The following is a 26,364-nucleotide window of genomic DNA, read 5'->3' on the forward strand; positions in this document are numbered from 1 at the left end:
TAACAAAAAAAGAGCATCAAAAATAATGCTCTTTTTTACTTTGTAATTCTACATTTTATTTTCTACCGTTTACCATTCTATCGGCCATTCTAACTGCATTGTATGCATTTACAACACGTCCAGAAACTGATAAATCTGCAAAAGGAACTTTTTCAACTGGCTTACCATATCTAGCACCTGTACCTGGTTTATTAACGTCTAAATTAATTTTAGTACCAGAGTTCATTAAAATATGTTTTACTTGACTTGCTGATAATTCTGGGTAATAAGAACGAACTAAAGCAGCTACACCTGCAGCTGAAGGTGCTGCCATTGAAGTACCGCTAAATTTTTTGTATTCACCATCAGGTGTAGTAGAGTGTACTTGTACTCCTGGTGCAAAAACATCTACATTTAATTTACCATAGTTAGAAAAAGTTGCTGGTAATTTTTCATTATAGTTAGCACTCATTGCTCCTAACGTTAATACATTATCAGAAATTTCGTTTACTAAATCTGGTGCATCATTAGGAAAAGTTTTTTCAACATCGATATTTTTACCATCGTTACCTGCTGCGTTTACAATTAAAACATCTTTAGAAGCTGCATATTTTAATGCTTCGTAAACCCATTCTTTATTTGGTGAAAATGCTTTACCAAAACTAGTATTAATTACTTTTGCTCCGTTATCAACTGCATAACGAATACCTAAAGCTACATCTTTATCATACTCATCTCCGTCAGAAACTGAACGTACTGCCATCATTTTCACATTATTTGCAACACCATTCATTCCTTTACCATTGTTACGCGTAGCACCAATAATACCAGAAACATGAGAACCGTGTGCTTCTCCTTTTTCTGAATGCCCAATATTTCCATCTCCATAACCAGGCTTATCGTTAATATCATAAGCATTATCACCTACAACAGTACGGTAATCTGTTTTTAAGTTATCTCCATTTATTGTTGCATTTGCAGTTTTAACTAACTTAGCTAATTCTTCTTTTGCTTGTGTTAATGAACTTAATCCAAAACCATACATTTGTTTTGCACCTTCAGCAGCCTTTGTTAAAGCAACATCAGTAGTTTTTAAAGCTAATACTTGTTCTTTTGTATAATCTGCTTTTCCAAAATGTTTTGCTAAAGCTGCATCAGCCATAGTTACTCCATCTAACATTTTTTTATAACGGGCTGCATTCTTTTTAGCTGCATCTACTTTTGTTTTTTGAAATGCTTTTACTTCTTTTAAAGTTTCTGCATCAGCAACAGAAGGATTCATTAAAATACGTTCGTACTCTAAATGTTCTTTATAAGAGCTTCCTAAAAAGTTCCATCCGTTAATATCATCAACATACCCATTTTTGTCATCATCAATCCCGTTTCCGGCAATTTCTTTAGTGTTTACCCAAGCAACATCTACTAAATCTTCGTGCTTTAAATCGGTACCAGAATCTACTACTCCAACAACAACTTCAACTCCTTTTTTTCCTTTTAAGAAATCGTAAGCTTTATTAACACTCATTCCAGGAATAGTATCTGTAGCTAAATCTAAATGTTGCCAATTATCTTTTTCATAAGCTGTTAATTCAGCTTTTTTTGCTGAAATATTTACCACAGTATTACTTCCTGTTGGTACTGCCACTTTACTTACTGATGAACAACCTACTAATGTAGTAATTGCAATTGCTGAGTAAAATACGGGTTTCAAAACTCTCATAATCTTTATCTTAATTAAATATATCTGTAAATTTATAACTCTCTTTTAATCGTACTCCTTTTTCGGTGTGCTTTACTGTAATCAACTCGTTATAAGCATCGTGCTCTAAGAACAAATAAAACTCTTTATCAGCTGCTTCATTTAAAAAGGCTTCTTTTTCTTTTAATGTTAATAATGGCCTGGTATCATAGCCCATCACATACGGTAAAGGTATATGACCTGCGGTTGGTAATAAATCGGCCATAAAAACAATAGTTTTATCTTGGTATTGAATTTTTGGTAGCATTTGTTTTTCGGTATGTCCATCTTTAAACAATACATCAAAACCAACATAATCTTTTGCATTTAAGTGTAAAAAATTAAGTTGTCCGCTTTCTTTAATTGGTTGTATGTTTTCTTGTAAAAATGATGCTTTTTCTCGTGGATTTGGGTTTACTGCCCAATCCCAATGACGTTGATTACTCCAAAAACGAGCATTTTTAAATGCTGGCTCGTATCCTGTTTTGTCTTTATTCCATTGAATAGACCCTCCGCAATGATCAAAATGTAAATGTGTTAAAAAAACATCGGTAATATCATCTCTATGAAAACCGTGTTTTGCCAAGGAAACGTCTAAAGAAAAATCGCCAAACAAATAATAATATCCGAAGAATTTATCGGATTGTTTGTTTCCGATTCCTGTATCAATTAAAGTTAATCGATTTCCATCTTCAATAAGCATACAACGCATACTCATTGATATCATGTTTTTATCGTCGGCAGGGTTTGTTTTTTGCCAAATTGATTTTGGAACTACGCCAAACATAGCGCCACCGTCTAATTTAAAATTACCTGTTTCTATGGGATAAATTCGCATAACTACAAATATGCGGAATTTTAACGTAACTTTTTGTTAAGAAAAACAAAAAAGATACTCTATTTATGAGCACCTTTTAGTTTATCTTTTTTAAATATTAATTAGTGACTCTTTCTTTTCTATACTATCTTTACTTTTTTTAATTGAAAACAATGCATACTACATCCTTATTAAATTATATACATAAATATATCAATTTAACTTCTGATGAAGAGGCTTTGTTGCTTTCTAAAATAGTTCGCAGAAAATATCTTAAAGATCAATATATTGTACAACAAGGAGATATTTGTAAAACAGAATGTTTTATTTTGTCTGGATGTACCAAAACTTTTTATGTTGATGATGAAGGGCAAGAACATATTGTAATGTTTGCTATTGAAGATTGGTGGACATCTGATATGGGAAGTTTTATAACCCAAACCCCTGCCGATTATAATATACAATGTATAGAAAATACCGAACTTTTTCAGATTTCTTACAATATTATTGAAGAGCTTTATATCGAAATTCCGAAGTTAGAACGATTTTTTAGAAAAATTATTGAACGCGCCTTAGTTGCTTCACAAAAACGTATTGTTAGTAATTTTAGCCTTACCGCAAAAGAAAGATACCTTCTCTTTAAAGAAACCTATCCTAAAATAGAACAACGTGTTCCGCAATATATGATTGCTTCTTATTTAGGAATCACCAAAGAGTTTTTAAGTAAAATTAAAAGTCAACTTATCCAAAATCAATAAATGTTAATCTAGTTTAACATCATTTCATAATCTACTTCATTTTCTAAAAATGTTTTGTTTTAGACATTTGTATCATCATATTTAAAACACAAAAGATGAATACATTATTAGAAAAAATTAGCACAATTAACGATATGATTTTACAAGGAAAAGCTTTAGAAGCTTTTGATGAGTTTTATCATAACGATGTTGTAATGCAAGAAAACGACAACCCAATTATTAAAGGAAAAGCAGCTAACAGACAACGCGAAGAAGAATTTTTTGCTGCAATTACCGATTTTAGAGGCGCCCAACCTTTAAAAGTAACCATAGGCGAAAACACCACTATGGTTGAATGGCATTTTGATTATACCCATAAAGATTGGGGAATTAGAAACTACACTCAAGTTGCCGTACAAGACTGGAAAGATGGTAAAATAATTAAAGAAAAATTTTATTACGGAGCTTAAACTATAACATTAACAATTAAAAAAAATAAACAATGAATAAATCAATAAAAAACATCGCAACTATTGCCTTTATGGCTCTTTTAACTTTTTCTTTTACAACTATAAAAAAGGAAAGAAAGGAAATTAACGTTACTAAAAGTAATGTAATTTGGAAAGGTTATAAAGTTACAGGATCACACCAAGGAACTATTGCAATAAAATCGGGTCATTTAAATTTTAATGACAATAAATTAACTGGGGGAGCATTTGTTATTGATATGCTATCTATTAATAATACCGACTTAGACGGAGAATACAAAGGTAAATTGGAAGGGCATTTAAAATCGGATGATTTTTTTGGAGTTAAAAAATTTCCAACAGCAACTTTAAAGTTTAAAAAGGTAAAAAGTATTGGAAAAAATGCTTACAAAGTTACTGGAGATCTTACTATTAAAGGAAAAACAAACTCTGTTAAATTTACACTATCTGTGTATGGAAATAAAGCTAGTGTATCTTTAAAAATTGATCGTTCAAAATTTAATGTAAAATATGGTTCTACAAGTTTTTTCGATAATTTAAAAGACAAAGCTATTTATGATGAATTTGACTTAGTTGCTGATTTAGAATTTTAAAATTTAATTCAAAGTAAATTTTAAGCGTAAGTATTTTTTACTTGCGCTTTTTTTCAATTTAATAATGATAATGCTAAATTTACGGAACTTGTTAATTCTTTTTTATCTGGATTAATTTTTGAAACTACTCGTACCCCACTATAGATGGTATATAATAAAGAAGCTACTGTTTTTAAATCTTGCTTTGATTTTAATTGTCCTTTATCTTTTCCTTTTTGTAAAGCATTAAAAAATACTGTTTCCAATTCTTTTTTATTTTCTTCTAATGCTTTAAAAATTGTTGGGTCTCCAGGAACCAATTCGGTTGTTGCATTTACCACAAAACAACCTTTTTTATCAGCGTCACAAATTGCCTCATCAATGGCTATTTCAAATAATTTAGAAAATGCTTCCTTTACATTTTCATGATTTTTAAAAAATTGTCTTAAACCTTCAATTCCTGTTTTTCTGTAATACTGAAACGCTTTTTTAAATAACGTATCCTTATCACCAAAAGTACTGTACAAACTAGCTCTGTTAATACCTAAATGGCTTACTAAATCATTAATTGAAGTTGCAGCATATCCTTGTTTCCAAAACAAATTCATTGCTTTGATTAAAACTTCATTCTCATCAAATAACTTAACTCTTGGCATATATAAAAAATGTGGAAGCGTAAAACACTTCCACAAAGATAAAATTATTGGAATCATCATTCCAAAAAATAATAAAAAAATTTAACTCACTAGCGGATTTACATTCGTTCCACCATCAATATTATATTCACTTCCTGTAATAAATGATGCGTCGTCACTTGCTAAAAACGATACTAATTTGGCAACATCTTCTGGTTGACCAAATCGCTTTAAAGGTATGCGATTTTGCAAGGTTGCTGCAAAACCGTTTAATTGCTCCTCTGGCATACCTGTTTTTCTAAAAATTGGCGTTGCTATTGGCCCTGGATTTACCGAATTAATTCTGATTTTTCTTGGTGCTAACTCAGTAGCTGCCGTTCGTGTGTATGAATTTAATGCTGCTTTTGAAGCTGCATAAATTGCTGTATTTGGCATACCTGTATACGCGTTTATTGACGATAAATTAATAATTGAAGCACCATCATTTAAAACTGGTAAAAACTTTTCGGTAGTAAATACAGCGCCTTTAAAATTAATTCCTATTTGATGATCAAACATTTCTTCTGTTATTTGTCCAACAGGTGCAGGTGCAAAAATTCCTGCGTTTACAAATAACACATCTACTTTATTAAAATCGTTTTTTACTGATGCCACTAAGCTATCAATAGCGTTTAGATCGTTTACATCTGCAACAATTCCTTTTACTCCTAATTCTTTCGCTGCTGTTGCTACTTTTTCGGCATTTCTTCCTGTAATAATTACGGTAGCACCTTTGCTTTTTAATTCTTTAGCAGACGCATAACCAATACCACTATTTCCACCAGTTACTACAGCTACTTTTCTATTTAAATTACTCATAATTTCTATTTTTTTTATGTTTTAAACAATACTAGAACAATCGTTCCGTTTGCAAATATATAAATAACAGAATGATTGTTCCAAATAAAATAGTTGATTTTTCAAAAGTAAAAACCTGTATTATTTTTTACTTTTGAAAACCTAAATTTGCTACATTGAAAACTTAAGAAAAACAGTATCTATGAGTGATTTTAACGAAATATCTAATTTTTTTGAAACAGAATATCCTTTAAATCAAAATGGATTAAAAGAGTTGCTTTGTTTATTTAAAAAAGAAACTATAAAAAAAGGTACACAAATATTAAAAGCTGACACTGAAGAAAAACAACTTCGTTTTTTAAATTCTGGAGTTATAAGAGAGTATTTTGCTACTTCAGAAAAAGAAACTAACATTAATTTTTATACCAAACCACAATTTATTACCGATTTATCTTCGTTTAATAACGATTTAAAAACCAAAAAAAATCAAGAAACATTAACTGAAGTAACACTTCTTGTTGTTGATAAAAATGCGTTTGGAGAACTCTTAAAAAAATATGAATGTGGAAAGTCATTTATCGATTTATCTTTTCAAAAATTATTAAAACACAAAGAGCTTTTAGAATATAACAGAATTACGAAAACCGCTGATGAGCTTTATAAAGAATTGTTTATTTATAAACCTACTTGGTTAGAGAAAATTCCACAATATCACATCGCTTCTTATCTAAATATTTCTCCAGAAACCTTAAGCAGAATACGAAAACGCATTTCTTGATTTGAATCAATGGATACTGATCTTTCTTTTTTCAATTTTGTGTCTTAAATAATATAATTATGAAAATACATCATGTAAGAAATGCTACACTCGTTATTGAAGCTAATGATAAAGTTATTTTAGTAGATCCAATGTTAGGAAAAAAAGGAACTGCTGGTCCGCCATTTACATTGTTTAGGTTTAAACCATTACGGAACCCAATACTCGATTTACCTGATAATGCAATGGAAATCGTAAACAAAACCACACATTGTTTAATTACACACCTACATCCAGATCATTTAGATAGAGCAGCTGAAACGTTTTTAAAAGAAAGAAATACTCCAGTAATTTGTAGTATAAAAGACAAAAAAATACTTGTAAAAAGAGGTTTAAATGTAACTCAAACGGTGGCATATTGGAAACAATCCGATTTTCTTGGCGGAACAATTGAAGGTATTCCAGCAAAACACGGTTATGGATTTATTGCCAAGCCTATGGGTAACGTTATGGGATTTTTTATCAATCTTAAAAATGAAAAATCAATTTATATAAGTGCTGATACTATTTACACTAATGATGTTGATAAAGTTCTTAAAGAATACAAACCAGATATTAGTATTGTAGCAAGCGGAACAGCGCAACTAGACATTTTTAAACCGCTTTTAATGACCTTAAAAGATATTACCAAATTTGTTAAAAATGCGCCCAAATTTGTTATTGCTAATCATTTAGAAGCGGTTAACCACTGCCCTACTACTAGAAAACAATTAGAAACAGAATTAACGAAACATCAACTTATTAAAAAAACTTTCATACCAAAAGATGGTGAGGTTATGGAGTTTGAATAAATTTTAAGCACCTTTGTAATAGTAAATATTTATAATGAAAGAGCAATTACAAAAATACTTAATACGTTATGCTGAATTTACTGACCATGAAATTCAACTCATTTATAGTACTTGCACTAAACAAATCTACCAGAAAAAAGAATTTATAATCGAACAAAATCATATTTGTAAATACAAGTATTTTATCCTAAAAGGATTGGTACGTCAGTTTAGAGTGGAAGAAAATGGCAATGAAAGCATCAGTGCTTTTGGGATTGAAAACTGGTGGATTACCAATTTAGATAGCTTTATAAATAAAACACCTACAATTAACTCAATTCAAGCGATAGAAGAAACTACAGTACTTCAAATTACAAACACGCAATTAGAAGATTTATATGTAAAAGTTCCGCAATTAGAACGTGTTTTTAGAATAATTGCTGAAAATACATTGATTGCACTTCAACGTAAAGATGAAATTTACATGAAAAAAAGCAGTAAAGAGCGTTACTTTATTTTAGTAGCTCAAATACCAGATTTTGCCCAAAGAGTTCCGCAATATATGATTGCTTCTTATCTGGATATTACACCAGAATACTTGAGTGAAATTAGAAAAAAAGGGAATCAAAATTAATTTCTTAAGATATCTTAAGGAAACTTCATCTGTCTGTAAAATACCTTTGTTTCATAATTAAAAACAAATAGTATGGAACGAATAGCTTACAAAGACATTCCAAATGGGATGTTTGAAAAATTACGAGAAATTGAAAACTTTATTGAAGAATCTGCATTGGAAATGCAATTACTTGAAATTATAAGATTACGAGTAGCACAAAAAAATGGTTGTGCTTATTGTGTAGACATGCATTATAAAGAGCTCAAAAAAACAGGCGAGACCGAATTGCGATTATCCTCGTTATGTGTTTGGGAAGAAACTCCGTATTTTACAGATAAAGAAAGGGCTGTTTTAAAGTTTACTGATGCTTTAACAAAATTGTCGCGAGGTATTATTCCAGATGAAATTTATAATCCGTTGTTAGAATTCTTTTCTAAAGAAGAAATATGCTACTTAGCTTTGGCTATATCACAAATAAATACGTGGACTCGATTGATGAAAGTATTTCAATTTACTCCTGGAAATTATAAGGTAACCGAATAAAGAATCATAAAAAAAGGAGTACTAAATTTAGTATTCCTTTTATAGTTTTAATCTTTCTAAGGCATTCTTTTTATACAAATCACCTATCGGAATTTCAATTTTACTTATTTCAATATCTTGTTTCGTATATGCAGTTACCTTTTGAGAGTTTACAATATATGAACGATGCACTCTTATAAAACGATTGTCTAATTTTTCTTCAAAAGCTGAAATACCATGTTTAATTACCAACTTAGCAGCTAACGTATGTATTCTGATATAATCCTTTATACTTTCTATATATAAAATATCTTCAAACAAAACCTTGATGTTTTTTTTATTACTTTGAACAAACATGTGTGTAGCCTCTTCCTTTTTATTAGCAGGTTTCTCTACCGTTTGTGTGTCTAAAAATTTTTCTATCGCCTTAAAAAACCGAGTAAAAACAATAGGTTTTAATAAATAATCAACCACATTTAATTCGTAACTTTCAATAGCATATTCTCTGTGTGCGGTTGTAAATATTACTTTAGGCTTGTTGGCTAAGTTTTTTAAAAATTCAATGCCTTTTAAAACAGGCATTTCAATATCTAAAAACATTAAATCTACCAATTCAGTTTTTAACACACTACTGGCTTCTATTGCTGATGCGCAAACAGCCACAATTTCAAAATCTGGTAATTGATTTAAATGTGTAGCAATTAACTCTCTTGCCAATTCTTCATCATCAACAATTAAACATTTATACTTTTTCATATACCGTTAATTTTAATTCTAAATAATAACTTAATTCTTCATTATTAATTTTTAAAGAATATCCATTATTTGGATACAATAAATTTAATTGTTTTTGGGTGTTTTTCATACCAATTGAATGCTTTTCAACATCTTCTTTTCTTTGATGTGATTTAGGTTTAGTATTCTTTAATTTAAAAATAATTTCTTTTGTAGTAGCTGATAAATCTAACTCAATAATTCCTTTGTTTAATTCTTGACTTATACCGTGTTTAAAAGCATTTTCAACAAAAGTTAGCAAAATTAATGGTGCTATTTTTACATTTTGATTACTATTTTTTTCAAAAATAACTCTTACCCTATTTCCATACCTAACTTTTTCTAAAGCGATGTAGTTTTCTAGTAAATCTATTTCTTTAGCAATAGGCACATATTTATCTTTACATTGATACAATATATAATCTAAAATTTCAGAAAGTTTGGCTATTACTTCTGGGGTTTTATCTGATTTTTTTAATGCCAATGCATATAAATTATTTAAGGTATTAAATAAAAAATGTGGATTTAATTGATGCTTAAGTAAATTAAGTTCGGTCGTTTTTTTTTGCTCCTTTAAAGCAATAATATCCTTTTGATCTTGATAATATTTTATAGCAATTAATATGATTGAAGGAAAAACAAGCCACATAATATTATTGATAAAAGAAACCAAAGAAAGTAATCGATCCCACAATAAAAAAGGCGGTCGCATTTTATAAATTTCAGGAAAAGAAATTTGAAAATAATTGATAATAACAACGATATAAAAAAATCGTAATAAGTAAATAACCATTAAAGCCCCTAGTACAAATAAAACAATTCGTTTTTTATTTAAAAAATACGGAATTAGAAGATAAAAGGTAAAAATGCTAAATAGAAACTGCAAAAATACTTTAAACGCAATATACTGCACCACAAATAATTTATCGTGTTGTTTAAACCAATAAGTACTTAACAAGTAAATAAACATAACAATCCAGAAGATTGTTTTTTGTAAAACGTTTGCAGGTACAATTTTTTTCATCAATATTAAATATACAATTTATGCGAACGCTAAAATCACGTTTTACTTCAAACTTAAAAAAATAAATTATTGCTGCTGATTTTAATAGACAAAAGCTTATAAAGTATGGTTAAACAGTTTTTTTAAGCAAATTAATCGCTCTAAATATAAAAAAGTATTTTCTGTCAACGTTTTGACTCATTAAGTCTACAAATAAATAAAGCTGTCAATTACTTTTCTAGTTTCGTTTGATTTTTAAAATTAAAAAAATGACCATTAAAAAATTAGCAATTTCGTTACTTACACTGTGTATTACTAGCATTACACTAGCCCAAAACACCAATAATTATTTTAGACATTTACGGTACAATCATGTTTCGCCTTATATAAAACTAACCGGAACTTATCCCATTAATGCGGTAACAGCCAAAAAAACGTCGCATTATATTTTTACATACAATAATGCTAATCAACTTATTGAAATAACAAACAATCATTATTTTACTGAAAGAAGACATCCGTTGGCTTCAATCGGCGCATACAAAACAATAATTACTTACATAAATAATACAGAAACGAGGACTTTTTTTAATAAAAATGGAAAAAGAATAACCAATGATAGACAAGTTTATAAAGAAGTTTTTACTGTTGATAAAAAAGGAAATTATTCGAAGCTAGAATTTTTTGATATAAATAATAAACCAATGGAATCTAATTGGCAAATTGCCTGTTACCAATGGTTTAAAAACCGTAAAATGGTGGTTGAGAAAAGATTTGATTTAGATAATAAACCAAGAAATATTTCAAACTATTTTGAATTTGGTATTACAGGAATGACCTTTAGAAAAGACGGATCACCAATAGGAAATTATAATTTAAATAAAAATTTAGATGTTGTAAATAATTCTGTTGGAGTTGCCTCATATCAGGATACTTATGATAAAAACGGCAACCACATAAAGTATACTTATCATGATAAAAATAATAAGTTGGTTATAAATCAATTTGGGTTTTCAATTGGTACTAAAGAGTATGATAAATTTGGAAATTATATCAAACAAGGTCATTACGATCCAAATATGAAATTTTTACGAGGACGAAATATTGCTAATAATCAACATATTACTTTAAGCAAAAAAGCTTCACAAAAAGACAGCTTAGAAATTAAGCGAATTTCATTGGGTTATTTAATTGCGCTGCAAGAATTAAAACCTAATTTAATGCAAGAGGTTATGAATGATAGCTTAAACAAGGTAACGATAGGTTATAATAGAAAATTAAGAAAAGAGGTTGTTACAGCCATTCCTAAAAAAAGAATGCTTAAAAATGCTGCAAATTGGAATAAATCAAATACTCGTTTTCCACCTACCCCAAACAATCAAATTAAAATATTAGATGTTTATCATCGTATAGCAACCGTTAAATTATATTCTGATAATTGGGTAGAATATTTGCATTTAATAAAACTTGATGGTAAATGGAGTATTGTTAATCTTTTATGGCAGCATAAAAACGTTAAGAGATATCCGTTTTAAATAGAAGAGCCTTTTGTAAACAAAAAACCTCAGGATTAAGTTTAATTCTGAGGTTTATGTTTTAACGAATCTAAATACTTTTACTATTCAGCCTCTAATTTAAACCAAGCATTTTTAAAAGATGCTATGGTTGTTTGATAAACCCAAACATCTAAGATTTTTGTTTTTGTAGCGGTTCCATACAATATCCATAAACCTGTTTCTTTATTAAAGTTATAAACTTTTACAGTTTCAGGAGCTGTTGGTAATAAATCGTCGTCAATATCAAACTCTAACGTAGCAGAATGCCCGTTTGCAATATCTAGCCAGTTTTTGGTTGCGTCTTCTAACTTTACGTATACAAATCCATAATTATCTTCACTCATACTATTTTCTCCAGGAATTATAGTTTCTATAGCTAGATTAAATGGAGTTATATGATGAATAACTGGATACATAAATCCAGCGAAAGGACTTCCATCTTCTTTTTTAATATTACCATTAATTTTAAATTTTAATCCAGTCGGAAAATTCACTTCACTATCACCACCAGTACCTAATATTGTTACTAAATGATCGTTTAATAAAGAAAATTTTATAGTGTTGTTTTCTTCTAAACTGGTCAGCATCCGTAAACCACCTATATAATCATCTTTAGTCACTTTAATATACGCATAATCGGTTTCTAAGGTTACGTTATTTAATGTAAAATTACCATTTTCATCCGTAGTTACTTCGTGTGTGGTTAAAGTTATTGTTGCATTTTCTATAGGCGCATTTGAACCGTCTACAACGGTACCTGTAAAATTATATATTTCTGTGGCAACGATAATTGGTATGTCATCATTATCTGAATTACATGCTGTAAATAGTAAAATACATATTGATAATAGAGGGACTAATTTTTTCATATTAATTTGAGTTGTTTATTTTAATAACAACTTAGATTTACTTGCTGATAGTCTGACAGTTGTAAAGTTGGTATATGTTGACCATTTTTAATTTTTATACAAGGTAGATTAGGGTTTCTGTCTGCTAATAAATAATCTAGGTTATCAAAATTACTTACATCTAATTGAGTTATAAAGTTTTCGAAGATTGATAAATAATAAAGTTTGTTTTTTAACCCAAAATTAATGTTGGTTAACTTATTATTAGATACATTAATAGCTTCTAATTTAGGATTATTAGCAAAATCTATTGACAGTATTTTATTGGTTAATAAATACACTGTTTCTAAATTAATGGCTTTACTAGCGTCAAACGATACTAATTCGTTATGGCTCATTAAAATGTTAGTTAAACTAGTGTTGTCTAATGTAAATTCTTCAAACAAATTATGTGATAGATTTAACCATTTTAAATTGGTTGCTTTTGATAATCCTTTTATACTTTTTAAATCATTAGCCATTAAATGCAAAGTATCTAGCATTGTATTACTACTTAAATCAATATTTTCAAGTCTATTGCCTATAACGTAAAGTCTCTTTAATTTTGTAAAACCCTCAATACCAGATAAGTTTTTAATCATTTCTGATGAACTTGGGTATGATAAATCTAGATACTCTATTTCTTTAATATCAGATTGAAGAACTTGCTGATTTACAACACCATCAGAATCAATACCTTGTTTTATTAATTCTGTTTCAAAGTTCACATCAGGTATCCGTATAAATTTACTTATTGGTGTTTCTTCTATATCATCATTTTTTGAACAAGAAATCATTATGATTCCTACTAATATCATCGTTGTAAAAAGGTATTTCATTTTCATTTTTTTAGTTGTTAAGTTTATTCGTTAATTTTCACCTTTTTCCTATAAATTTCTCTAGGATAATCAGACATTCTAACGGTATCTTTCTGCAGTTCTGTTAATGCATTTTTTGCTATCCATTTTGCTGATTTATTTTCTAATTTTAGAATATCATTGGCTACTTCTATTGCCATTTCGTTTAAGTCAACATTTCGTTTTCCGATATTTCTTAACGCCCAGTTCACCGCTTTTTTAACATACAATCTATCATCTGTTGCTTGTTGTATAATAATCGGAAAAAATTGCTCAAAAAGCTCATTGTCTGATTTTTTATTGGCCATACAATAGGATGCTAAAATTGCAAACCCTGCTCTTTTTTCAAATTCAGCTTTTCGATTTGTCCATTCTAATATTTTAGCCAATGCAAAATCACTTTTTGCAAATAATCCCATAGAAAAACTGTCGCATATTTCCCAATTTTCAAAAGTTACACCCCATTTTTCCATTAACTCTTCCGTAATATCTTTTGGGTTGAATATTTTACTACACAGAAGTCGTGCTTCATAAATTCCGCTATCAAATAACTGCAACGCTAATTCATTATTTGTTCCTATTTCTTTGGCAATCATTTTTAATTCTTTGTGATAAATACCCAAAGAGTTATGCGCTACAATTCCGAATTTCTGCTCTTTAAAAACAATTTTTTCTGGGTCTTGTAAATCATATAAGCATTGTATGACTTCGTTGTAGTTCATTTATTTCTATGGCTTATTTTAGATAATATGTAACCACATTCTTATCAAACTCTTTTACTGATAAAACCCGAATTGCTTTTCCTTTTCCTGTAAGGAAACCTAATTCATCCTTCATTTTTGCGCCTTTTAAAAACCCAAAATCAATACCATAAGGCATGGTTCTTAAATAACAAATTCCACCATTTTTATTAGCATACGTTGTAATGCGTTCCTTTTTTGTTTCTATAATTCCATCAAAAGACAAAAGAAATGCTCGTGCTTCTAAAAAAAGACTTTTGTGTACAGATTCTAAATCTTTATCGTATTGCATTGTTTTATCTTTTAAGAATTTACAGCGATAAAAATATCTACTTCGGCATTTAATGGATCTTGAGCTGCTGCTCCGTATATTTCAAAATCGGCGGTGTAACTCCTATCTAAATCTGTTTTCCATATAGTATTCCATTTTTCATAAACAGCTCCTTTGGTTAAATCTCCTTTTGCTATAAATTTTTTATATGATGAAGCTTCTATCGTTATTGCGACAAAACCTTCAGGAATTTCATCAATATTGTTTACGCGGCATCCTAAAATTGTAGTATACGGCTTGGTATAATCACTTTCATAATCGGTATATATTGAATATATATCGGATGCTGTTTTATTCGGAATTTTTTCTAAAATACCTTCCGTCACAAAAGTGTTCCATAATGTGCCTATGTCTTTGGCGGCTTGATTATTTTCATTGGTTGTTCTTACTGCAATACCAATTATTTTAAATGCTTCTAATTCTTGTTTCATAGTTTATTTTGTTATTCTTTATTTTTTAGAGACCTAAACGACCCATTGCTTCTTTTTCATAACGACTGTCTTCTGCTGGATAACGTAAAATTGAATCGTATTTTTTTGTTTGCTTTGCTAACGCCCATAAAAGACTTTCGCCTGCTGGAATTGTCACAGGAGTTTTAGCATAAATAGGATCTTTATAAGCTTTTTCTGCATTAACAATCTCCCAACCATTTTTTTTAAAGTGTTTGATTAAATCATCAATAAACAATGCTGATGTTAAATTATGATGCAATAATATATTGTGATGAATTTGTCTGCCAGTTAACTCTTTTCCTAAAGAATTATAATATTCCGCGCGATTAAAAAGGTGTTTTAAATAGTAATTTTTATATCCTGAAATATCACTTTTCGGATTTTCTTTTAAACGTTTTACTAAACGCTGATTAATATACCAATCAGAAGCATCAATTGTTACGTGGCCAGTTTTATAATTCTGTTCTTTTAAAAATTTTCTAAAGCCATCTCTTTTTTCAACAGTGTTGCCTTCTTTTAAATACGGAAACCGAAATAATTTTGTAAAATTTGAATACTTGTTAATTAAAGAATCATTTTTTAATAGTTCTTGTTTAAAACGATTTAAACTTACTTTTTTACTATTAAAATACGGATGAGAAAACGTGTGATTTGCGATTAAATGCCCCGCATCATTCCAACTTTTTATAATTGTTTTTCCTGCTTCATTATCTAAGTTTTTTCCTTTAACAAATAACACTGCTTTTACATTTTCTGCTGCCAGTTTACCTAGTAATAATTGATTCCAATCAGCATTTTTATACCCCGGAAAATCTTGTGTAGCACCATCATCAAACGAAAATGAAATTTTAGGTTTTTCTATTTTATGTTGATTTTTGCATGCTGATAGCATCAAAAAACTACAAATTAAAAAACTATATAATAATGAAAATCGGTTCATTTATAATGAGTTTTTAATTTCGTTTACAATTAAGATATTATCAACCGAACTCTGTACGTGTTTAGACCGCTCTAATAAAATCACTTTTTTTAATGATGGAAATATTTTTTTAGCTCTTTTAATCATTTTTTCGCCAGGAAACATTAAATCATTTTTAGCTGCAAAAAGCGTTATAGGAGTAGTAATTACTTGTGCAGCTTTTGTACTGATTACAGGAACGGGTGTAAAATCCATTGTAAAATGTAAAAACACTTCTGATAAAAACTGTATTGCAAAATTGTCTTGTTCTGTAAATAACTCTTTTAAAAAACGCTGTACATACTTCTCTTTTTTTGTTTTCATATAACGTTTCATCGGAATAAAAACCTTAAACAATGCTTTTAACGGATTCCCATTTACAATGTACGCAGGAGCTGTTAAAAAAACTTCTTTTATATTTTCTTGTTTAAACGCTAATGTTTTTAAAATAACCAATCCTCCAAAGGAAAATCCGGCAAGCGATACATTTTTTAAATGTAAGGCATCAATTACTTCATGCATCCATTTTCCGTAATCATCGTTTTTCATCGACAACCTAGTTTCGGCACTTTTATTAGGCTGTGCTAATACATCAATAGCAAAAATTTGGAAACTTGATTCTAACCCTTTGTAAGTTTCTAAAGCAATGGGTGCACAGCCATTAGAGCCATGCACAATTAACATCGGAGGACTTGACGCATTGCCTGTTACAATAACATTTGTTTTTCCGAAAGAAGTAGTAATTTCTCTCGAATTATAATCAATATTCAAATCTCTTAATTTTTCATTGTAGAGATTTAAAATTGCTATTTTTCCTTTTATAGATTTATAAAGTGAGTTCATTTTTAAAATTTAGGACAAGTTTACTAAAATTAATAATTTTAACCCTATTTTTATGCGTCAAAAAAATGTTAATTATTAAAGGGTGATTAAAAAAACATAATTAGTTACTACACTCTTATTTTTTTGCTTATTTCTGATGTATTATAAATTACAGGCATTTTACCTTTCCACTGTTCCCAAAGTTCATTTTTTGTGATTAGCTTACTCATAAAACTAGCTACATTATTTCTGCTAACGTCACCTGCATTAAAAATAGCACTTCTTGTTGGTGAAGGATGAATTTCATAATCGGTAACTTTATTTTCATTAATCAATGAATCAGGTCTAACAGCAGTCCATTCAATATATTTATTATTTTGACCAATTTGAGTACGTAAATAATCAGCTGCTTTTTCATTATCAACATGTGGAGGTAATAATAATCGAAGTAAAAAAATCACGAATCTTTGTGCAATAGAAATCGGCTCGTTTAAGTCACGGTTTCTATTACCTGTTGTATTCATTAAAACAAACTTAATTGTTTGATTTGGGTTGTTATTTTTTACAGCATCGCAAAGTTTAATTACCGCATCAGTAACCAATCGTCTAGGTTTTCCATAAATTCCTTTCCAACTCAATGTATGCCCTAAACACGAAGCAATTGCAGTACAATCGGCAACGATTCTACTCATTTCCTCATCATTTAGCTCTAAAATATTTGCATGAATAATTTCTATATCAGAACTATTTTTCCAAAATTCAGGTATTTTTTTAAGTGACCTAACAATTACTTTTACCTTATGTTTTTGGGCTAAAAGTTGTGCTACTAATTTTGATCCTGTTGCGCCGCTTGCGCCAACTACTAATGTTTTCATGGCTATTATTTAAGCAGTTTTTCAACTTCATTATCAGTTAAATTCTGAATGTTTTTGGTAATTTTTTCAATATCCCAATTCCACCATTCCAGTTCTAAAAGTTGTGCTATTTTTTCATCAGAAAAGCGTCTTTTAATCTCTTTTGCTGGATTACCTCCAACAATTGTATATGGAGGTACATCTTTTACAACGGTAGCATTAGTAGCGATGATAGCACCATCGCCAATAGTTACACCTGCCATAATTGTTGCATTGTAACCAATCCAAACATCGTTACCAATGTTAATATTTCCTTTTTTCGGATAGGTTTTTCCTTCCATCGCATTTTCCCATCCATTTCCAAAAATTGCAAACGGATAAGTCGAAATACTATCGGTTAAATGATTTGCTCCATTCATAATAAACTTTACATCAGAAGCTATCATACAAAACTTACCAATAATTAATTTATCGCCTGTAAAATCGAAATGATATTTTACATTTTTTTCAAAGTTTTCTACATTTTCAAAATCATCATAATAGGTATAATCGCCAACAATAATATTCGGGTTTTTAATGATGTTTTTTAAAAAACAAAGTCGATCGTAATTAGCTAATGGAAATTTTTGGGTTGTATCTGGTCCTGTCATAATTAGCTTGTTTTTTTGTTTATTTTTTTAGCAGTGAATACTATGAATAGTACAACCAAGCTTATAAAATATGCGCTAGTTGTAATACTTTTTATAATTGTAAACGCACTTGTTACTTTTACTAATGTAGGAGTTATTTCTGTATAATTATTGAGCATTACAATTATTCCAAAATTTTCAAAATAATCAAATAGCCCAGCAATTAATGGGAGTAAACACAGATATATAAAAGGTTTTTTAAATCTATTTATTTTTTTTAGAAAATACCCAAAAAGAAAACAATAAGAAATACCAAAAAGAAAAGGGTAAATCATATCAACGGGAAGTTGATTTGTTAAGTAGGTTTTACGACCAACATCACCAAGTGATGTAAACAACTCGGTAACATAATTATAATCATATCCTGTAGGCATCATATCTAACAATTTCATTCCGTTTGAAAACTTCATTGTTCCAGGAATTGTAATTGTTAACATCAAAGCGTAGATTATATTGGTTAATACAAAAAGTAATAACACCTTTTTTCCTGATATGTTTTTCTGTATAAAACTGATCAATTTCCTCATGGTTTTATTCTATATTTTTAAGAGCTTCAATAGTTATTTCTTTTCTAGCTTTGGTAAATAGATTAGGATTGATATCTAAATTAGGTTCAATGTTTGTTGCAAAAAAATAGACATTTTTGTTCTTTTCAAGATATCCTACAAACCAGCCATTTCTTTTACCACTTCTAACAGATAAGCCTGTTTTTCCTCTTAATTTAAAATTCTCTATATCTTTTACAAGCATCATTTTTTTCATAATCCCTTCTGTTCTTTTAGAAATAGGAAGTTTTGATTCATAAAGTCGCTTTAAAAAATCAATTTGCTCAAATTGATTGATTTTAGAGCTTCCTTCTAACCAAAAATTATCAATGGTGATTGTATCAAACTTCATGTTACCAAATTCTAATTCATCAAGAAGGTTTTGCATTCTGTTTACACCAACTTTTCTTGCTATTTCTTGATAACAAGGCACACACGAATAATGAAATGCGTTTTTTAAAATTAGGTCTTGTTCCCAAATCTTGTACGCTCTCTTTTCGCCGTTCCAAGCAAATAAAGTACTATCATTTTTAACAATCCCTAACTCTAAGGCAATAATAGAGTTCGGAATTTTAAAAGTAGAGGCTGGTAAACGACCAATTGTTGCCCAATCAAAATCATTGGAATAATAGGTGTTCTTTTTTAAATCATAAATTAGTACAGCTCCTGTTACATTTTTATCGTTTATAATTTTCTGAAATTCAGGTTCTATTACTTTCTTAATTTCAAGATTAACAATTTCTTTTCTTTTGTGTTCAACTTTATTTTTACAAGCACTTATTGCAAAAAACACTACGAATAAATAGAAGCTATTTCTCATTTTTAAATACTACCGTTAGCTGCTGTTAAAATGATTGGTTTTTTTTCAGTAATTAAAATAGTGTGTTCATGTTGTGCTACATAACCTCCTTTATTACCAACCAGTGTCCAACCATCTTTTAACTCTACCGCTACCGTTGACTTAGTTGAAATAAAAGTTTCTATAGCTACAGTTGTATTCTTTTTAAAACGCTCTCTGTTGCTTTTAACTCGGTAATTTAAAATGTTTTCTGGCTTTTCGTGTAAACTTCTTCCAACACCGTGACCTGCTAAATTCTCAATTACCTTAAAGCCTCTTTTTTTAGCTTCAGTTTCAATTACATGACCAATGTCTGCAATTTTAACACCTCCTTTTGTACTATTAATTGCTTTCATTAAAATTTCCTTTGATGCGTTAACCAATGGTTGATGTTTATGAATATCTTTTCCAAGAACAAAAGAACTTCCGTTGTCTGACCAAAAACCATTTAATTCGGCAGAAACATCAATATTTATTAAATCCCCTTCTTTTAAAATAATTTTTTTTGATGGAATTCCATGCGCTGCAACCTCATTTACACTAATACAAGTATACCCTGGAAATCCGTAAGTTTCGAAAGGAGCCGATTTTGCACCGTAACTTTTTAACAATTCAGCACCATAATCATCTAATTCTTTGGTAGACATACCCACTTTTGCAAAAGTTTTCATTTTTTTTAACGTTGTACCTACTGCTTCGCTAACTTTTTGCATTCCTACTAATTCTTCTTCTTTTGTTATCGACATTTTTTCTTTTACAATCTTTTAATTAATTCACTTAAAGCCTTTTTAGCTTCTTTCATAACAGGTAATAACGGCCAAATATGTGGCATTTTATCTCCAAAAACAACTTCAACCTCCACATTGTATTTTTTCATTTTTTGAACAGCTAATTGTTGATCTGGATATGTAATATCGTTTTCAGCTAAAAACAAAATAGTTTTCGGAAACTGATTAAAACTTCCGTTAAGAGGGGAAATTATTTCATTTTTTAAATCAACATTTCCGACACACATTTTCTTAGCGCTTAGTACTCCTTTTTTAGACAACATCGGATCTTTTTTATCAACAATAGCAATTGTTTTATTAGACATTGTTGCATCCATCATAGGAGAAATCAATATGATTTTATTAGGTAATTCATCATTATTCTTGATTAATCGCTGTGTTAAAGTGGTAACTAAAGTACCTCCAACAGAATCACCTATTAATGTTATTTGTTTTCCTTTATACTTTTTTAATGCTTGTTGATATACAGCATCAATATTGTTTGAGATTTCAGTTATTTTGTGTTCAGGAGCTTTCGGATAATTACACATCCAAATGGTTAAATTTGTATGTTTTGCTATTTCACGCAAAGTATCCCAATGGTGTTTTGCTGGCCCAGAAATAAAAGCACCGCCGTGAATAAATAGCACTAATTTATCTAACGTTTTTTCTGATTTTATCTCTGTAATTGAGGTTTTACTGATTTTAAAACTTCTTATTTTTTTATTTTTAAAAGAACTTGTTTTTGGATGATGCACATTTTCTTTCCTAATTTTTTTATAATCTATAGGCTCGGCACTAAAGGTCTTTTTTACGTCTTTTAGTTTTAAAACTAATAAAGTGATGTAATAAGTAATGCTTTTATTCATTATTGCTTTAACAAATTTATACAGTTAGTGCCATAAAAATAAAGCTTATTACAGAGGTATATAAAATTTTGTGACGAACTGTTAGTTAAATACCACCAATCGTTAAATATTGATGATAAAGCTTATTTTCTTAATTCTAAAAAGAAGTTACAATCTATAGATAATAGAAAAAAATTAAACGACCATCCATCTATAAAACGTAATTCTTGATTAAAAAATCAGCTTGAAAACCTAGTTTTAAATACAAACCTTTTCCCATCTCCGAAGCTTGTAAAACCATATATTCATTATTGTTTTCGATACCTTTATTTATCAATGCCTTCATGATTTTATCTGCATATCCTTTTCTACGATTATGTGGAGGAACGCCAACTGAATGTGCGCCAATAATAGAATCAGTTTCAAATGTCAACGTAGTTCCTACAGGTTTGTTTCCATCAAGGGCAAGGTAATAGTTAATGTTTTTTAATGTTTTTAACACTGTTTTATCACCAATCACATATCCAAAAGATTTTTGAAACAGCTCTGCCCAAATTGTTGCTTCTTTTTTGTTTGAAACAAGTAATAATTTAAAATTCTCGTCTAAATCGTAAGATTTTTCTAATTTTAAAGACATGCCTACTTGTTCGAACTTTAATTTGAAACCATTGGCTACAAAAAGCTGTATATTATTATTCGGATAATAATCCCAAATAGGAATGGTAATATTTGAAGAAATTGTTGCTAACTTGCCTTTTATCTCATCAATATTTTTTTGATCTATTTTTTGATCAAACCACAATCTATTTGGCCATTGCGTTCCAATAACCTCAGCATATTCAAATGCTGGAAATTGATGATATCCATTAAAATAAACTCCAACTGTTTTCCATAACTCTGTTAAATTTTCAATATTTTTTTGTTGTATATTTTTTTCTTTTTTCATTTTAAATTAATTAATAATATTCCTGATAACATGGTAAAAACACCAATAATTCTTTTAATAGTTATGGGTTCGGTTGGTAAATTTAACCACCCAAAATGACCTGCAATTACAGAAAACGCCAATTGACCAAATAAGCCCAACGATATCATTGTTGAAATACCTAATTTAGGAATGGTATAATAATACAAACTGATACCGATTACGCTAAGCAAACCACCTGTAAACCATAAATAAATTGGAATTTCTTTAATAGTTCCTGCTGTTGGTAAATTTTTAGAGCTTATAAAAATAAAAACAATCGCAAAAACTGTACTACTAAAAAAAGCTGCTACAGATGCCATTAATGGGTTTTTTAATAACACTCCTAAATTAGAATTTAAGCCACCTTGAGCTGCCAAAAAAACACCACCAATTACGGCGAGTAATGATAAGCTGTATTGATTCATATTTCTTGAAATAATTCTGTTAATGGTTTTCTAACTTTAGGGCGAAACTGTGTATGATCTTCTGAAGAACGATAACCAATTGGAGCAATAACTGCTGCCGATAAGTTTTGTGCATCTAACCCTAAAATTTCATTGTATTTTTCAACCTCAAAACCTTCCATCGGGCAAGCATCAATTTGTAATTCGGCACAGGCATTTAGTAAATTCCCAAGCGCTAAATACGTTTGTCTTTTTGTCCAATTGATTTTCTCTTTTGAACTCATTTCATCAATTTTACTTTTCATAAAATCGCCATATTCTTCTAAGTTTTTAACAGCTATTTGTTGTGTATTTGCTGTTAATTCTAAAAATGCATCTATATCTTCATTTTTAGGTTTTGTATAATTACAAAACACAAATAAGTGAGAAGCATCTGTAATTTGATTTTGATTCCAAGATGCTGGTTTTAATTCTTCTCTTATTGCTTTTTTTTCAATAATTAACACCTTATACAGTTGCAATCCGTATGAAGAAACGGAGAGTTGTACTGCTTGTTTTATTTTTTCTAAATCTGTAAGAGAGACTTTTTTTGCCGAATCAAAAATTTTGGTAGCATAACGCCAATTTAAATGTTTTATAAGTTCCATAATAATCTTGTTTTATAATGATAACACAAAATTATATGGAATTTAAATTGTTCACATCAACATATGTTGATGTGCTACTTATTTTTTTAAATCTTTTCTAATTCGGCTTAATTGAGTTGGTGTAATTCCTAAATGAGCTGCAATATGTAATTGTGGTATTCTTTGATCAATATTTGGATGTTTGGCGAGTAACATTAAATACCTATCGGTCGCATTTTCCATAACCAAAGCTACTTCTCGTTGTTCTTTTTCTACAATCCAATTTTTTTCTAAATAAGCAATATAAAACTCTTTAAGATCATTATTTGTATCGATAAAATGACGATATTTTTTATAATTTAAACTGATTAAAACAGTTTTTTCCAATGCTTCTAATGTAAAATTTGAAGGTGTGTTTTTTAAATACGAAACCGTTGATCCAGCAAAATCATTTTCTAAAAAAATATTTTTATTGTAAATATTACCATCATAATCGGTTACATAAGCTCTTAAAGCACCTTTGCAAATAAAATGAATTTGTGAGGCGGTTTGTCCGTTACGCAATAACACTTCTCCTTTTTTAAGTTCTTGAAAGGTAACAATGGAAGCTATGAGTGATTTTGAGTTTTCTGAAATAGGAGCATAACTTTCAAATTTTTTAAAAAGATCTGCGATGTATTTTTCTTTGTCAATAGGCATTTATAATTCTTTTAAACTTAATTGATACTTTTTTAAATTAACATCCATTTGTTTTTTTGCTAATTTAATAGCTTTTGTATAAACTTGCTTTGCGTGTTTCTTTTTTCCTAGTTTTTTATAGGCATTTCCCAAGCTATTATAGATAAGAGCCGATGTAGGGAATTTAACAAGATATATATTATATAGCTCAGTCGCTTTTTTTAATTTATGTCTTTGATTTACAATAATAATTTTCAGCTTTTTACTATGGTAATAATTTTTTAAAAACCAATAGCATAAATGTTTTTAACACACCTCGCTAACAACTACAAACCAATTGATTAATTATTATTTTTTTTAACGAATAGTTTCCGGATCATATTATTTAATAACATTGGCTCTATATTTATAATACCAAATCAAAACTCAATTTTTCAAATTCAATTCCGTTTACAATAATGGATACTTGATGCTTACCAATATGAAATTTACGCGTAGTAATTATTTTAAAAGACTGTTTTCTAGTTATTGATGTAGCTGAGTTTTCGGCATATACTTTTTCACTAATTTTAAATACTTTTTTAGCTAAGGTTCCGTTTGCTTTTTGATAATACAAGCCATATTCTAAACGAATTTTAGCAGCAACAATATCGGTATTTAAAAGATCAAATGAAAACATTAAAGCCTCTCCAATTTTTACATCTGGAGTTTGAATTTTAAAACTGTTAATCTTTATTTTATCAACAGCACCAAAACCAAATAAAATCATTATCTCTTGATTGCCTTCTTTTAACAAAGTTCTACTAGCATGTTTTAAAAGTTTGTCAACCTCAACCGTTTTTCCTTGCCAGTTTTTAACAATATCAATTACAATTACTGGATTGTCTTTTGAAATATCGTTTAAATTATTCGCCACACTTCTACGAACAGATTCTGAAACATCGTTTTTTAAGTTTTCAAGAATTGGAAGAATTTCTGATGGATTTTCTTTTAAAGCAGGAATCCCAATTCCCCAAGGTAATCTTGGTCTACAGCCTTCGGTAGCAAGCCTTCTAACCATTGCATGCTTATGGTTTGACCATTCAATTAACTGTGGAATCATAGTAGATGAATAATTAATTATAAAAGGTCTAACAGCAAATTCACAACTTGTAAATTGCGTTGTTTTTTCGATTGCTTTTACTGAAATCGTATAATTATCCAATCCGTAAACTTCAATAAAATCAGGAAAAAACATATATTCTATGCTTTTTTCGCTTATATTATTTTTTTCTAATTGATCAATTATTTTAAAAATAAAATTTATATTTTTCTCGTAATCTTCTGATAAATGATTTTTTAAAACAACGGTAATATGTCGCATTCGTTGTTTTAACTCTTTGTTATCCCAATCAATATCAAAAATATGTTGGAGAAATGATTGTGTGTCAAAATCAGGAATTACTTGTTTAATAATCTTAGTAAATTGATTAAAAAAATCTTGATTATAAATATTCTTAAATAATTCGGCCATTAATTTTTGTAATTTTGAAGCAAAACTACCAAATACATTGATGTATACCACACTTTAAAAATGAGTAAAACCAAAGAAAAAATACTAAACACCTCTAGAATTTTATTTAATGAATTAGGATATGGCAATGTCACCATTAGAATGATTGCTTTAAAGTTAAATATGAGTTCAGGTAATTTAAATTATCATTTTAAAAAACGTGAAGATATTTTAGAAGCGCTTTATTTTGAAATGGTTGCTACTTTTGATGAACGTATTGCTAATTTAGAGCAACAAACTATCACTTTGGATAAAATGCAAATTGATATTAAAACGAGTATGAAAAGAATGGTTGATTATACTTTTTTTTGGAGCGATTTGTATAATTTACTTTCATTAAATAAAAAGATAAAAACACATTTTAATACTGTTTACATCCGAAGAAAAAATGGACTTGATTTTGTGTTTAATCATTTTATTGAGACACAAATTTTAAAACCTTTTGAGTTTAAAAAAGAACGTGAATTTTTAGTTGAAAGAATGATTAATTTCGGCAATACATGGTTGTATGCATCGTCTATATATAAAAAAGAAGGGTTTACAAACAAGTATATTAATAATCAAACAAATAGTTTAATAGCTTTATTATATCCGTACTTAACCGATAAAGGTAAAACAGAGTTTCAATTACTTGTGCCAACTTTTTTTGATAAATGAATTTTCAGCAACTATTTTTTATAAAAATAAA

At 29.0% G+C, this 26,364-nt stretch carries 34 protein-coding genes; 9 read left to right on the forward strand and 25 right to left on the reverse strand.

The genetic code is table 11. The features are described from left to right. Nucleotides 1–55: 55 nt before the first annotated feature. Nucleotides 56–1,699 carry a S8 family serine peptidase gene (locus Q4586_RS01230; protein WP_068701853.1) on the reverse strand — a complete coding sequence of 548 codons (1,644 nt, stop codon included), beginning with the start codon at nucleotides 1,697–1,699 and terminating at the stop codon, nucleotides 56–58. Nucleotides 1,700–1,709: 10 nt separating this feature from the next. Next, nucleotides 1,710–2,555 (reverse strand): MBL fold metallo-hydrolase, encoded by an 846-nt coding sequence (locus tag Q4586_RS01235; protein WP_068701855.1) that lies wholly within the window; start codon nucleotides 2,553–2,555, stop codon nucleotides 1,710–1,712. A gap of 152 nt (nucleotides 2,556–2,707) precedes the next feature. Between Q4586_RS01235 and Q4586_RS01240 the strand changes: the two genes are divergently transcribed. The 3 genes from Q4586_RS01240 (at nucleotide 2,708) to Q4586_RS01250 (ending at nucleotide 4,352) form a co-directional block, all read left to right on the forward strand. Then, nucleotides 2,708–3,292: a Crp/Fnr family transcriptional regulator gene (locus tag Q4586_RS01240; RefSeq protein ID WP_068701857.1), complete on the forward strand. Its 585-nt coding sequence runs from the start codon at nucleotides 2,708–2,710 to the stop codon at nucleotides 3,290–3,292. Nucleotides 3,293–3,387: 95 nt separating this feature from the next. Beyond that, nucleotides 3,388–3,741 (forward strand): nuclear transport factor 2 family protein, encoded by a 354-nt coding sequence (locus tag Q4586_RS01245; protein WP_068701859.1) that lies wholly within the window; start codon nucleotides 3,388–3,390, stop codon nucleotides 3,739–3,741. A gap of 32 nt (nucleotides 3,742–3,773) precedes the next feature. Beyond that, entirely contained in the window at nucleotides 3,774–4,352 is a 579-nt protein-coding gene (locus Q4586_RS01250) for a YceI family protein (RefSeq protein WP_068701861.1), read from the forward strand. 53 nt (nucleotides 4,353–4,405) lie between these two features. Here Q4586_RS01250 and Q4586_RS01255 read toward each other — a convergent pair whose 3' ends face one another. Next, nucleotides 4,406–5,047 (reverse strand): TetR/AcrR family transcriptional regulator, encoded by a 642-nt coding sequence (locus tag Q4586_RS01255; protein ID WP_245662307.1) that lies wholly within the window; start codon nucleotides 5,045–5,047, stop codon nucleotides 4,406–4,408. A 21-nt stretch (nucleotides 5,048–5,068) separates the two neighbouring features. After that, entirely contained in the window at nucleotides 5,069–5,824 is a 756-nt protein-coding gene (locus tag Q4586_RS01260; protein ID WP_303525638.1) for an SDR family NAD(P)-dependent oxidoreductase, read from the reverse strand. A 181-nt stretch (nucleotides 5,825–6,005) separates the two neighbouring features. Between Q4586_RS01260 and Q4586_RS01265 the strand changes: the two genes are divergently transcribed. The 4 genes from Q4586_RS01265 to Q4586_RS01280 all read left to right on the forward strand — a co-directional run bounded on the left by Q4586_RS01265 (nucleotide 6,006) and on the right by Q4586_RS01280 (nucleotide 8,549). Then, on the forward strand, nucleotides 6,006–6,581 hold the full coding sequence (locus tag Q4586_RS01265; protein WP_068701867.1) for a Crp/Fnr family transcriptional regulator: 576 nt from the start codon (nucleotides 6,006–6,008) through the stop codon (nucleotides 6,579–6,581). A gap of 59 nt (nucleotides 6,582–6,640) precedes the next feature. Further along, nucleotides 6,641–7,411: an MBL fold metallo-hydrolase gene (locus tag Q4586_RS01270; protein WP_068701870.1), complete on the forward strand. Its 771-nt coding sequence runs from the start codon at nucleotides 6,641–6,643 to the stop codon at nucleotides 7,409–7,411. A 34-nt stretch (nucleotides 7,412–7,445) separates the two neighbouring features. Then, complete coding sequence (locus tag Q4586_RS01275; protein WP_303525641.1) at nucleotides 7,446–8,024, forward strand: Crp/Fnr family transcriptional regulator; 579 nt, start codon at nucleotides 7,446–7,448, stop codon at nucleotides 8,022–8,024. 72 nt (nucleotides 8,025–8,096) lie between these two features. Beyond that, nucleotides 8,097–8,549, forward strand: a complete 453-nt coding sequence (locus Q4586_RS01280; RefSeq protein WP_068701874.1) for a carboxymuconolactone decarboxylase family protein — start codon at nucleotides 8,097–8,099, stop codon at nucleotides 8,547–8,549. A gap of 39 nt (nucleotides 8,550–8,588) precedes the next feature. Here the strand turns inward: Q4586_RS01280 and Q4586_RS01285 are convergent, their stop codons facing one another. Continuing rightward, nucleotides 8,589–9,284 carry a LytR/AlgR family response regulator transcription factor gene (locus tag Q4586_RS01285; protein WP_068701876.1) on the reverse strand — a complete coding sequence of 232 codons (696 nt, stop codon included), beginning with the start codon at nucleotides 9,282–9,284 and terminating at the stop codon, nucleotides 8,589–8,591. Next, complete coding sequence (locus Q4586_RS01290; protein ID WP_068701879.1) at nucleotides 9,271–10,326, reverse strand: sensor histidine kinase; 1,056 nt, start codon at nucleotides 10,324–10,326, stop codon at nucleotides 9,271–9,273. The genes Q4586_RS01285 and Q4586_RS01290 overlap by 14 nt, the downstream gene beginning before the upstream one ends. A 248-nt stretch (nucleotides 10,327–10,574) precedes the next feature. Between Q4586_RS01290 and Q4586_RS01295 the strand changes: the two genes are divergently transcribed. Then, nucleotides 10,575–11,840 (forward strand): nuclear transport factor 2 family protein, encoded by a 1,266-nt coding sequence (locus Q4586_RS01295; RefSeq protein ID WP_068701881.1) that lies wholly within the window; start codon nucleotides 10,575–10,577, stop codon nucleotides 11,838–11,840. An 83-nt stretch (nucleotides 11,841–11,923) separates the two neighbouring features. Here the strand turns inward: Q4586_RS01295 and Q4586_RS01300 are convergent, their stop codons facing one another. The 19 genes from Q4586_RS01300 to Q4586_RS01385 form a co-directional block, all read right to left on the reverse strand. Then, nucleotides 11,924–12,730 (reverse strand): carboxypeptidase-like regulatory domain-containing protein, encoded by an 807-nt coding sequence (locus Q4586_RS01300; protein WP_303525643.1) that lies wholly within the window; start codon nucleotides 12,728–12,730, stop codon nucleotides 11,924–11,926. Between the two features lie 20 nt (nucleotides 12,731–12,750). Further along, on the reverse strand, nucleotides 12,751–13,587 hold the full coding sequence (locus Q4586_RS01305; protein WP_303525644.1) for a leucine-rich repeat domain-containing protein: 837 nt from the start codon (nucleotides 13,585–13,587) through the stop codon (nucleotides 12,751–12,753). A 23-nt stretch (nucleotides 13,588–13,610) separates the two neighbouring features. After that, nucleotides 13,611–14,327, reverse strand: coding sequence for a DNA alkylation repair protein (locus tag Q4586_RS01310; RefSeq protein WP_303525645.1), 717 nt, complete (start codon nucleotides 14,325–14,327; stop codon nucleotides 13,611–13,613). Between the two features lie 13 nt (nucleotides 14,328–14,340). Beyond that, nucleotides 14,341–14,637: a hypothetical protein gene (locus Q4586_RS01315; protein ID WP_303525647.1), complete on the reverse strand. Its 297-nt coding sequence runs from the start codon at nucleotides 14,635–14,637 to the stop codon at nucleotides 14,341–14,343. A gap of 11 nt (nucleotides 14,638–14,648) precedes the next feature. Next, nucleotides 14,649–15,107, reverse strand: a complete 459-nt coding sequence (locus Q4586_RS01320; RefSeq protein WP_303525648.1) for a GyrI-like domain-containing protein — start codon at nucleotides 15,105–15,107, stop codon at nucleotides 14,649–14,651. A 25-nt stretch (nucleotides 15,108–15,132) separates the two neighbouring features. Beyond that, nucleotides 15,133–16,068, reverse strand: a complete 936-nt coding sequence (locus Q4586_RS01325; RefSeq protein WP_303525649.1) for a polysaccharide deacetylase family protein — start codon at nucleotides 16,066–16,068, stop codon at nucleotides 15,133–15,135. Then, nucleotides 16,069–16,929: an alpha/beta hydrolase gene (locus tag Q4586_RS01330; RefSeq protein ID WP_068701896.1), complete on the reverse strand. Its 861-nt coding sequence runs from the start codon at nucleotides 16,927–16,929 to the stop codon at nucleotides 16,069–16,071. A gap of 107 nt (nucleotides 16,930–17,036) precedes the next feature. Beyond that, nucleotides 17,037–17,783: an NAD(P)-dependent oxidoreductase gene (locus tag Q4586_RS01335; protein WP_303525650.1), complete on the reverse strand. Its 747-nt coding sequence runs from the start codon at nucleotides 17,781–17,783 to the stop codon at nucleotides 17,037–17,039. Nucleotides 17,784–17,788: 5 nt separating this feature from the next. Beyond that, nucleotides 17,789–18,412, reverse strand: a complete 624-nt coding sequence (locus tag Q4586_RS01340) for a CatB-related O-acetyltransferase (protein WP_068701899.1) — start codon at nucleotides 18,410–18,412, stop codon at nucleotides 17,789–17,791. Between the two features lie 2 nt (nucleotides 18,413–18,414). Next, nucleotides 18,415–18,978, reverse strand: coding sequence for a hypothetical protein (locus Q4586_RS01345; protein ID WP_303525651.1), 564 nt, complete (start codon nucleotides 18,976–18,978; stop codon nucleotides 18,415–18,417). Between the two features lie 4 nt (nucleotides 18,979–18,982). Further along, the gene (blaOXA, locus tag Q4586_RS01350; RefSeq protein WP_303525652.1) at nucleotides 18,983–19,816 is read right to left on the reverse strand and encodes a class D beta-lactamase; all 834 of its coding nucleotides are present in this window, start codon (nucleotides 19,814–19,816) and stop codon (nucleotides 18,983–18,985) included. Between the two features lie 2 nt (nucleotides 19,817–19,818). Beyond that, nucleotides 19,819–20,580 carry a type I methionyl aminopeptidase gene (gene map, locus Q4586_RS01355; protein ID WP_303525653.1) on the reverse strand — a complete coding sequence of 254 codons (762 nt, stop codon included), beginning with the start codon at nucleotides 20,578–20,580 and terminating at the stop codon, nucleotides 19,819–19,821. A gap of 8 nt (nucleotides 20,581–20,588) precedes the next feature. Continuing rightward, complete coding sequence (locus Q4586_RS01360; protein WP_303525654.1) at nucleotides 20,589–21,470, reverse strand: alpha/beta hydrolase fold domain-containing protein; 882 nt, start codon at nucleotides 21,468–21,470, stop codon at nucleotides 20,589–20,591. Between the two features lie 190 nt (nucleotides 21,471–21,660). Further along, complete coding sequence (locus tag Q4586_RS01365) at nucleotides 21,661–22,395, reverse strand: GNAT family N-acetyltransferase (protein ID WP_303525655.1); 735 nt, start codon at nucleotides 22,393–22,395, stop codon at nucleotides 21,661–21,663. Next, on the reverse strand, nucleotides 22,392–22,841 hold the full coding sequence (locus Q4586_RS01370; RefSeq protein WP_303525656.1) for a DMT family transporter: 450 nt from the start codon (nucleotides 22,839–22,841) through the stop codon (nucleotides 22,392–22,394). Before Q4586_RS01370 ends, Q4586_RS01365 begins: the two co-directional genes overlap by 4 nt. Next, the gene (locus Q4586_RS01375) at nucleotides 22,838–23,467 is read right to left on the reverse strand and encodes an NAD(P)H-dependent oxidoreductase (protein WP_303525657.1); all 630 of its coding nucleotides are present in this window, start codon (nucleotides 23,465–23,467) and stop codon (nucleotides 22,838–22,840) included. Before Q4586_RS01375 ends, Q4586_RS01370 begins: the two co-directional genes overlap by 4 nt. 78 nt (nucleotides 23,468–23,545) lie before the next feature. Continuing rightward, nucleotides 23,546–24,145, reverse strand: coding sequence for a Crp/Fnr family transcriptional regulator (locus Q4586_RS01380; RefSeq protein WP_068701915.1), 600 nt, complete (start codon nucleotides 24,143–24,145; stop codon nucleotides 23,546–23,548). Further along, nucleotides 24,146–24,382, reverse strand: a complete 237-nt coding sequence (locus tag Q4586_RS14005) for a tetratricopeptide repeat protein (RefSeq protein WP_084443013.1) — start codon at nucleotides 24,380–24,382, stop codon at nucleotides 24,146–24,148. Nucleotides 24,383–24,530: 148 nt separating this feature from the next. Continuing rightward, nucleotides 24,531–25,688: a DNA alkylation repair protein gene (locus Q4586_RS01385; protein ID WP_303525658.1), complete on the reverse strand. Its 1,158-nt coding sequence runs from the start codon at nucleotides 25,686–25,688 to the stop codon at nucleotides 24,531–24,533. A gap of 9 nt (nucleotides 25,689–25,697) precedes the next feature. On the opposite strand from Q4586_RS01385, the gene Q4586_RS01390 reads away from it, so the two are divergent. Next, nucleotides 25,698–26,333 carry a TetR/AcrR family transcriptional regulator gene (locus Q4586_RS01390; protein WP_303525659.1) on the forward strand — a complete coding sequence of 212 codons (636 nt, stop codon included), beginning with the start codon at nucleotides 25,698–25,700 and terminating at the stop codon, nucleotides 26,331–26,333. The last annotated feature ends 31 nt before the right edge of the window (nucleotides 26,334–26,364 follow it).

Source organism: Tenacibaculum soleae (assembly GCF_030549005.1).
Classification (GTDB): Bacteria; Bacteroidota; Bacteroidia; order Flavobacteriales; family Flavobacteriaceae; genus Polaribacter; species Polaribacter soleae.

What these genes read in the sequence shown, in the direction of transcription:
- Q4586_RS01230 (WP_068701853.1), bottom strand. Translation starts at nt 1,699, where the DNA reads ATGAGAGTTTTGAAACCCGTATTTTACTCAGCAATTGCAATTACTACA.
- Q4586_RS01235 (WP_068701855.1), bottom strand. Translation starts at nt 2,555, where the DNA reads ATGCGAATTTATCCCATAGAAACAGGTAATTTTAAATTAGACGGTGGC.
- Q4586_RS01240 (WP_068701857.1), top strand. Translation starts at nt 2,708, where the DNA reads ATGCATACTACATCCTTATTAAATTATATACATAAATATATCAATTTA.
- Q4586_RS01245 (WP_068701859.1), top strand. Translation starts at nt 3,388, where the DNA reads ATGAATACATTATTAGAAAAAATTAGCACAATTAACGATATGATTTTA.
- Q4586_RS01250 (WP_068701861.1), top strand. Translation starts at nt 3,774, where the DNA reads ATGAATAAATCAATAAAAAACATCGCAACTATTGCCTTTATGGCTCTT.
- Q4586_RS01255 (WP_245662307.1), bottom strand. Translation starts at nt 5,047, where the DNA reads ATGATGATTCCAATAATTTTATCTTTGTGGAAGTGTTTTACGCTTCCA.
- Q4586_RS01260 (WP_303525638.1), bottom strand. Translation starts at nt 5,824, where the DNA reads ATGAGTAATTTAAATAGAAAAGTAGCTGTAGTAACTGGTGGAAATAGT.
- Q4586_RS01265 (WP_068701867.1), top strand. Translation starts at nt 6,006, where the DNA reads ATGAGTGATTTTAACGAAATATCTAATTTTTTTGAAACAGAATATCCT.
- Q4586_RS01270 (WP_068701870.1), top strand. Translation starts at nt 6,641, where the DNA reads ATGAAAATACATCATGTAAGAAATGCTACACTCGTTATTGAAGCTAAT.
- Q4586_RS01275 (WP_303525641.1), top strand. Translation starts at nt 7,446, where the DNA reads ATGAAAGAGCAATTACAAAAATACTTAATACGTTATGCTGAATTTACT.
- Q4586_RS01280 (WP_068701874.1), top strand. Translation starts at nt 8,097, where the DNA reads ATGGAACGAATAGCTTACAAAGACATTCCAAATGGGATGTTTGAAAAA.
- Q4586_RS01285 (WP_068701876.1), bottom strand. Translation starts at nt 9,284, where the DNA reads ATGAAAAAGTATAAATGTTTAATTGTTGATGATGAAGAATTGGCAAGA.
- Q4586_RS01290 (WP_068701879.1), bottom strand. Translation starts at nt 10,326, where the DNA reads ATGAAAAAAATTGTACCTGCAAACGTTTTACAAAAAACAATCTTCTGG.
- Q4586_RS01295 (WP_068701881.1), top strand. Translation starts at nt 10,575, where the DNA reads ATGACCATTAAAAAATTAGCAATTTCGTTACTTACACTGTGTATTACT.
- Q4586_RS01300 (WP_303525643.1), bottom strand. Translation starts at nt 12,730, where the DNA reads ATGAAAAAATTAGTCCCTCTATTATCAATATGTATTTTACTATTTACA.
- Q4586_RS01305 (WP_303525644.1), bottom strand. Translation starts at nt 13,587, where the DNA reads ATGAAATACCTTTTTACAACGATGATATTAGTAGGAATCATAATGATT.
- Q4586_RS01310 (WP_303525645.1), bottom strand. Translation starts at nt 14,327, where the DNA reads ATGAACTACAACGAAGTCATACAATGCTTATATGATTTACAAGACCCA.
- Q4586_RS01315 (WP_303525647.1), bottom strand. Translation starts at nt 14,637, where the DNA reads ATGCAATACGATAAAGATTTAGAATCTGTACACAAAAGTCTTTTTTTA.
- Q4586_RS01320 (WP_303525648.1), bottom strand. Translation starts at nt 15,107, where the DNA reads ATGAAACAAGAATTAGAAGCATTTAAAATAATTGGTATTGCAGTAAGA.
- Q4586_RS01325 (WP_303525649.1), bottom strand. Translation starts at nt 16,068, where the DNA reads ATGAACCGATTTTCATTATTATATAGTTTTTTAATTTGTAGTTTTTTG.
- Q4586_RS01330 (WP_068701896.1), bottom strand. Translation starts at nt 16,929, where the DNA reads ATGAACTCACTTTATAAATCTATAAAAGGAAAAATAGCAATTTTAAAT.
- Q4586_RS01335 (WP_303525650.1), bottom strand. Translation starts at nt 17,783, where the DNA reads ATGAAAACATTAGTAGTTGGCGCAAGCGGCGCAACAGGATCAAAATTA.
- Q4586_RS01340 (WP_068701899.1), bottom strand. Translation starts at nt 18,412, where the DNA reads ATGACAGGACCAGATACAACCCAAAAATTTCCATTAGCTAATTACGAT.
- Q4586_RS01345 (WP_303525651.1), bottom strand. Translation starts at nt 18,978, where the DNA reads ATGAGGAAATTGATCAGTTTTATACAGAAAAACATATCAGGAAAAAAG.
- blaOXA (WP_303525652.1), bottom strand. Translation starts at nt 19,816, where the DNA reads ATGAGAAATAGCTTCTATTTATTCGTAGTGTTTTTTGCAATAAGTGCT.
- map (WP_303525653.1), bottom strand. Translation starts at nt 20,580, where the DNA reads ATGTCGATAACAAAAGAAGAAGAATTAGTAGGAATGCAAAAAGTTAGC.
- Q4586_RS01360 (WP_303525654.1), bottom strand. Translation starts at nt 21,470, where the DNA reads ATGAATAAAAGCATTACTTATTACATCACTTTATTAGTTTTAAAACTA.
- Q4586_RS01365 (WP_303525655.1), bottom strand. Translation starts at nt 22,395, where the DNA reads ATGAAAAAAGAAAAAAATATACAACAAAAAAATATTGAAAATTTAACA.
- Q4586_RS01370 (WP_303525656.1), bottom strand. Translation starts at nt 22,841, where the DNA reads ATGAATCAATACAGCTTATCATTACTCGCCGTAATTGGTGGTGTTTTT.
- Q4586_RS01375 (WP_303525657.1), bottom strand. Translation starts at nt 23,467, where the DNA reads ATGGAACTTATAAAACATTTAAATTGGCGTTATGCTACCAAAATTTTT.
- Q4586_RS01380 (WP_068701915.1), bottom strand. Translation starts at nt 24,145, where the DNA reads ATGCCTATTGACAAAGAAAAATACATCGCAGATCTTTTTAAAAAATTT.
- Q4586_RS01390 (WP_303525659.1), top strand. Translation starts at nt 25,698, where the DNA reads ATGAGTAAAACCAAAGAAAAAATACTAAACACCTCTAGAATTTTATTT.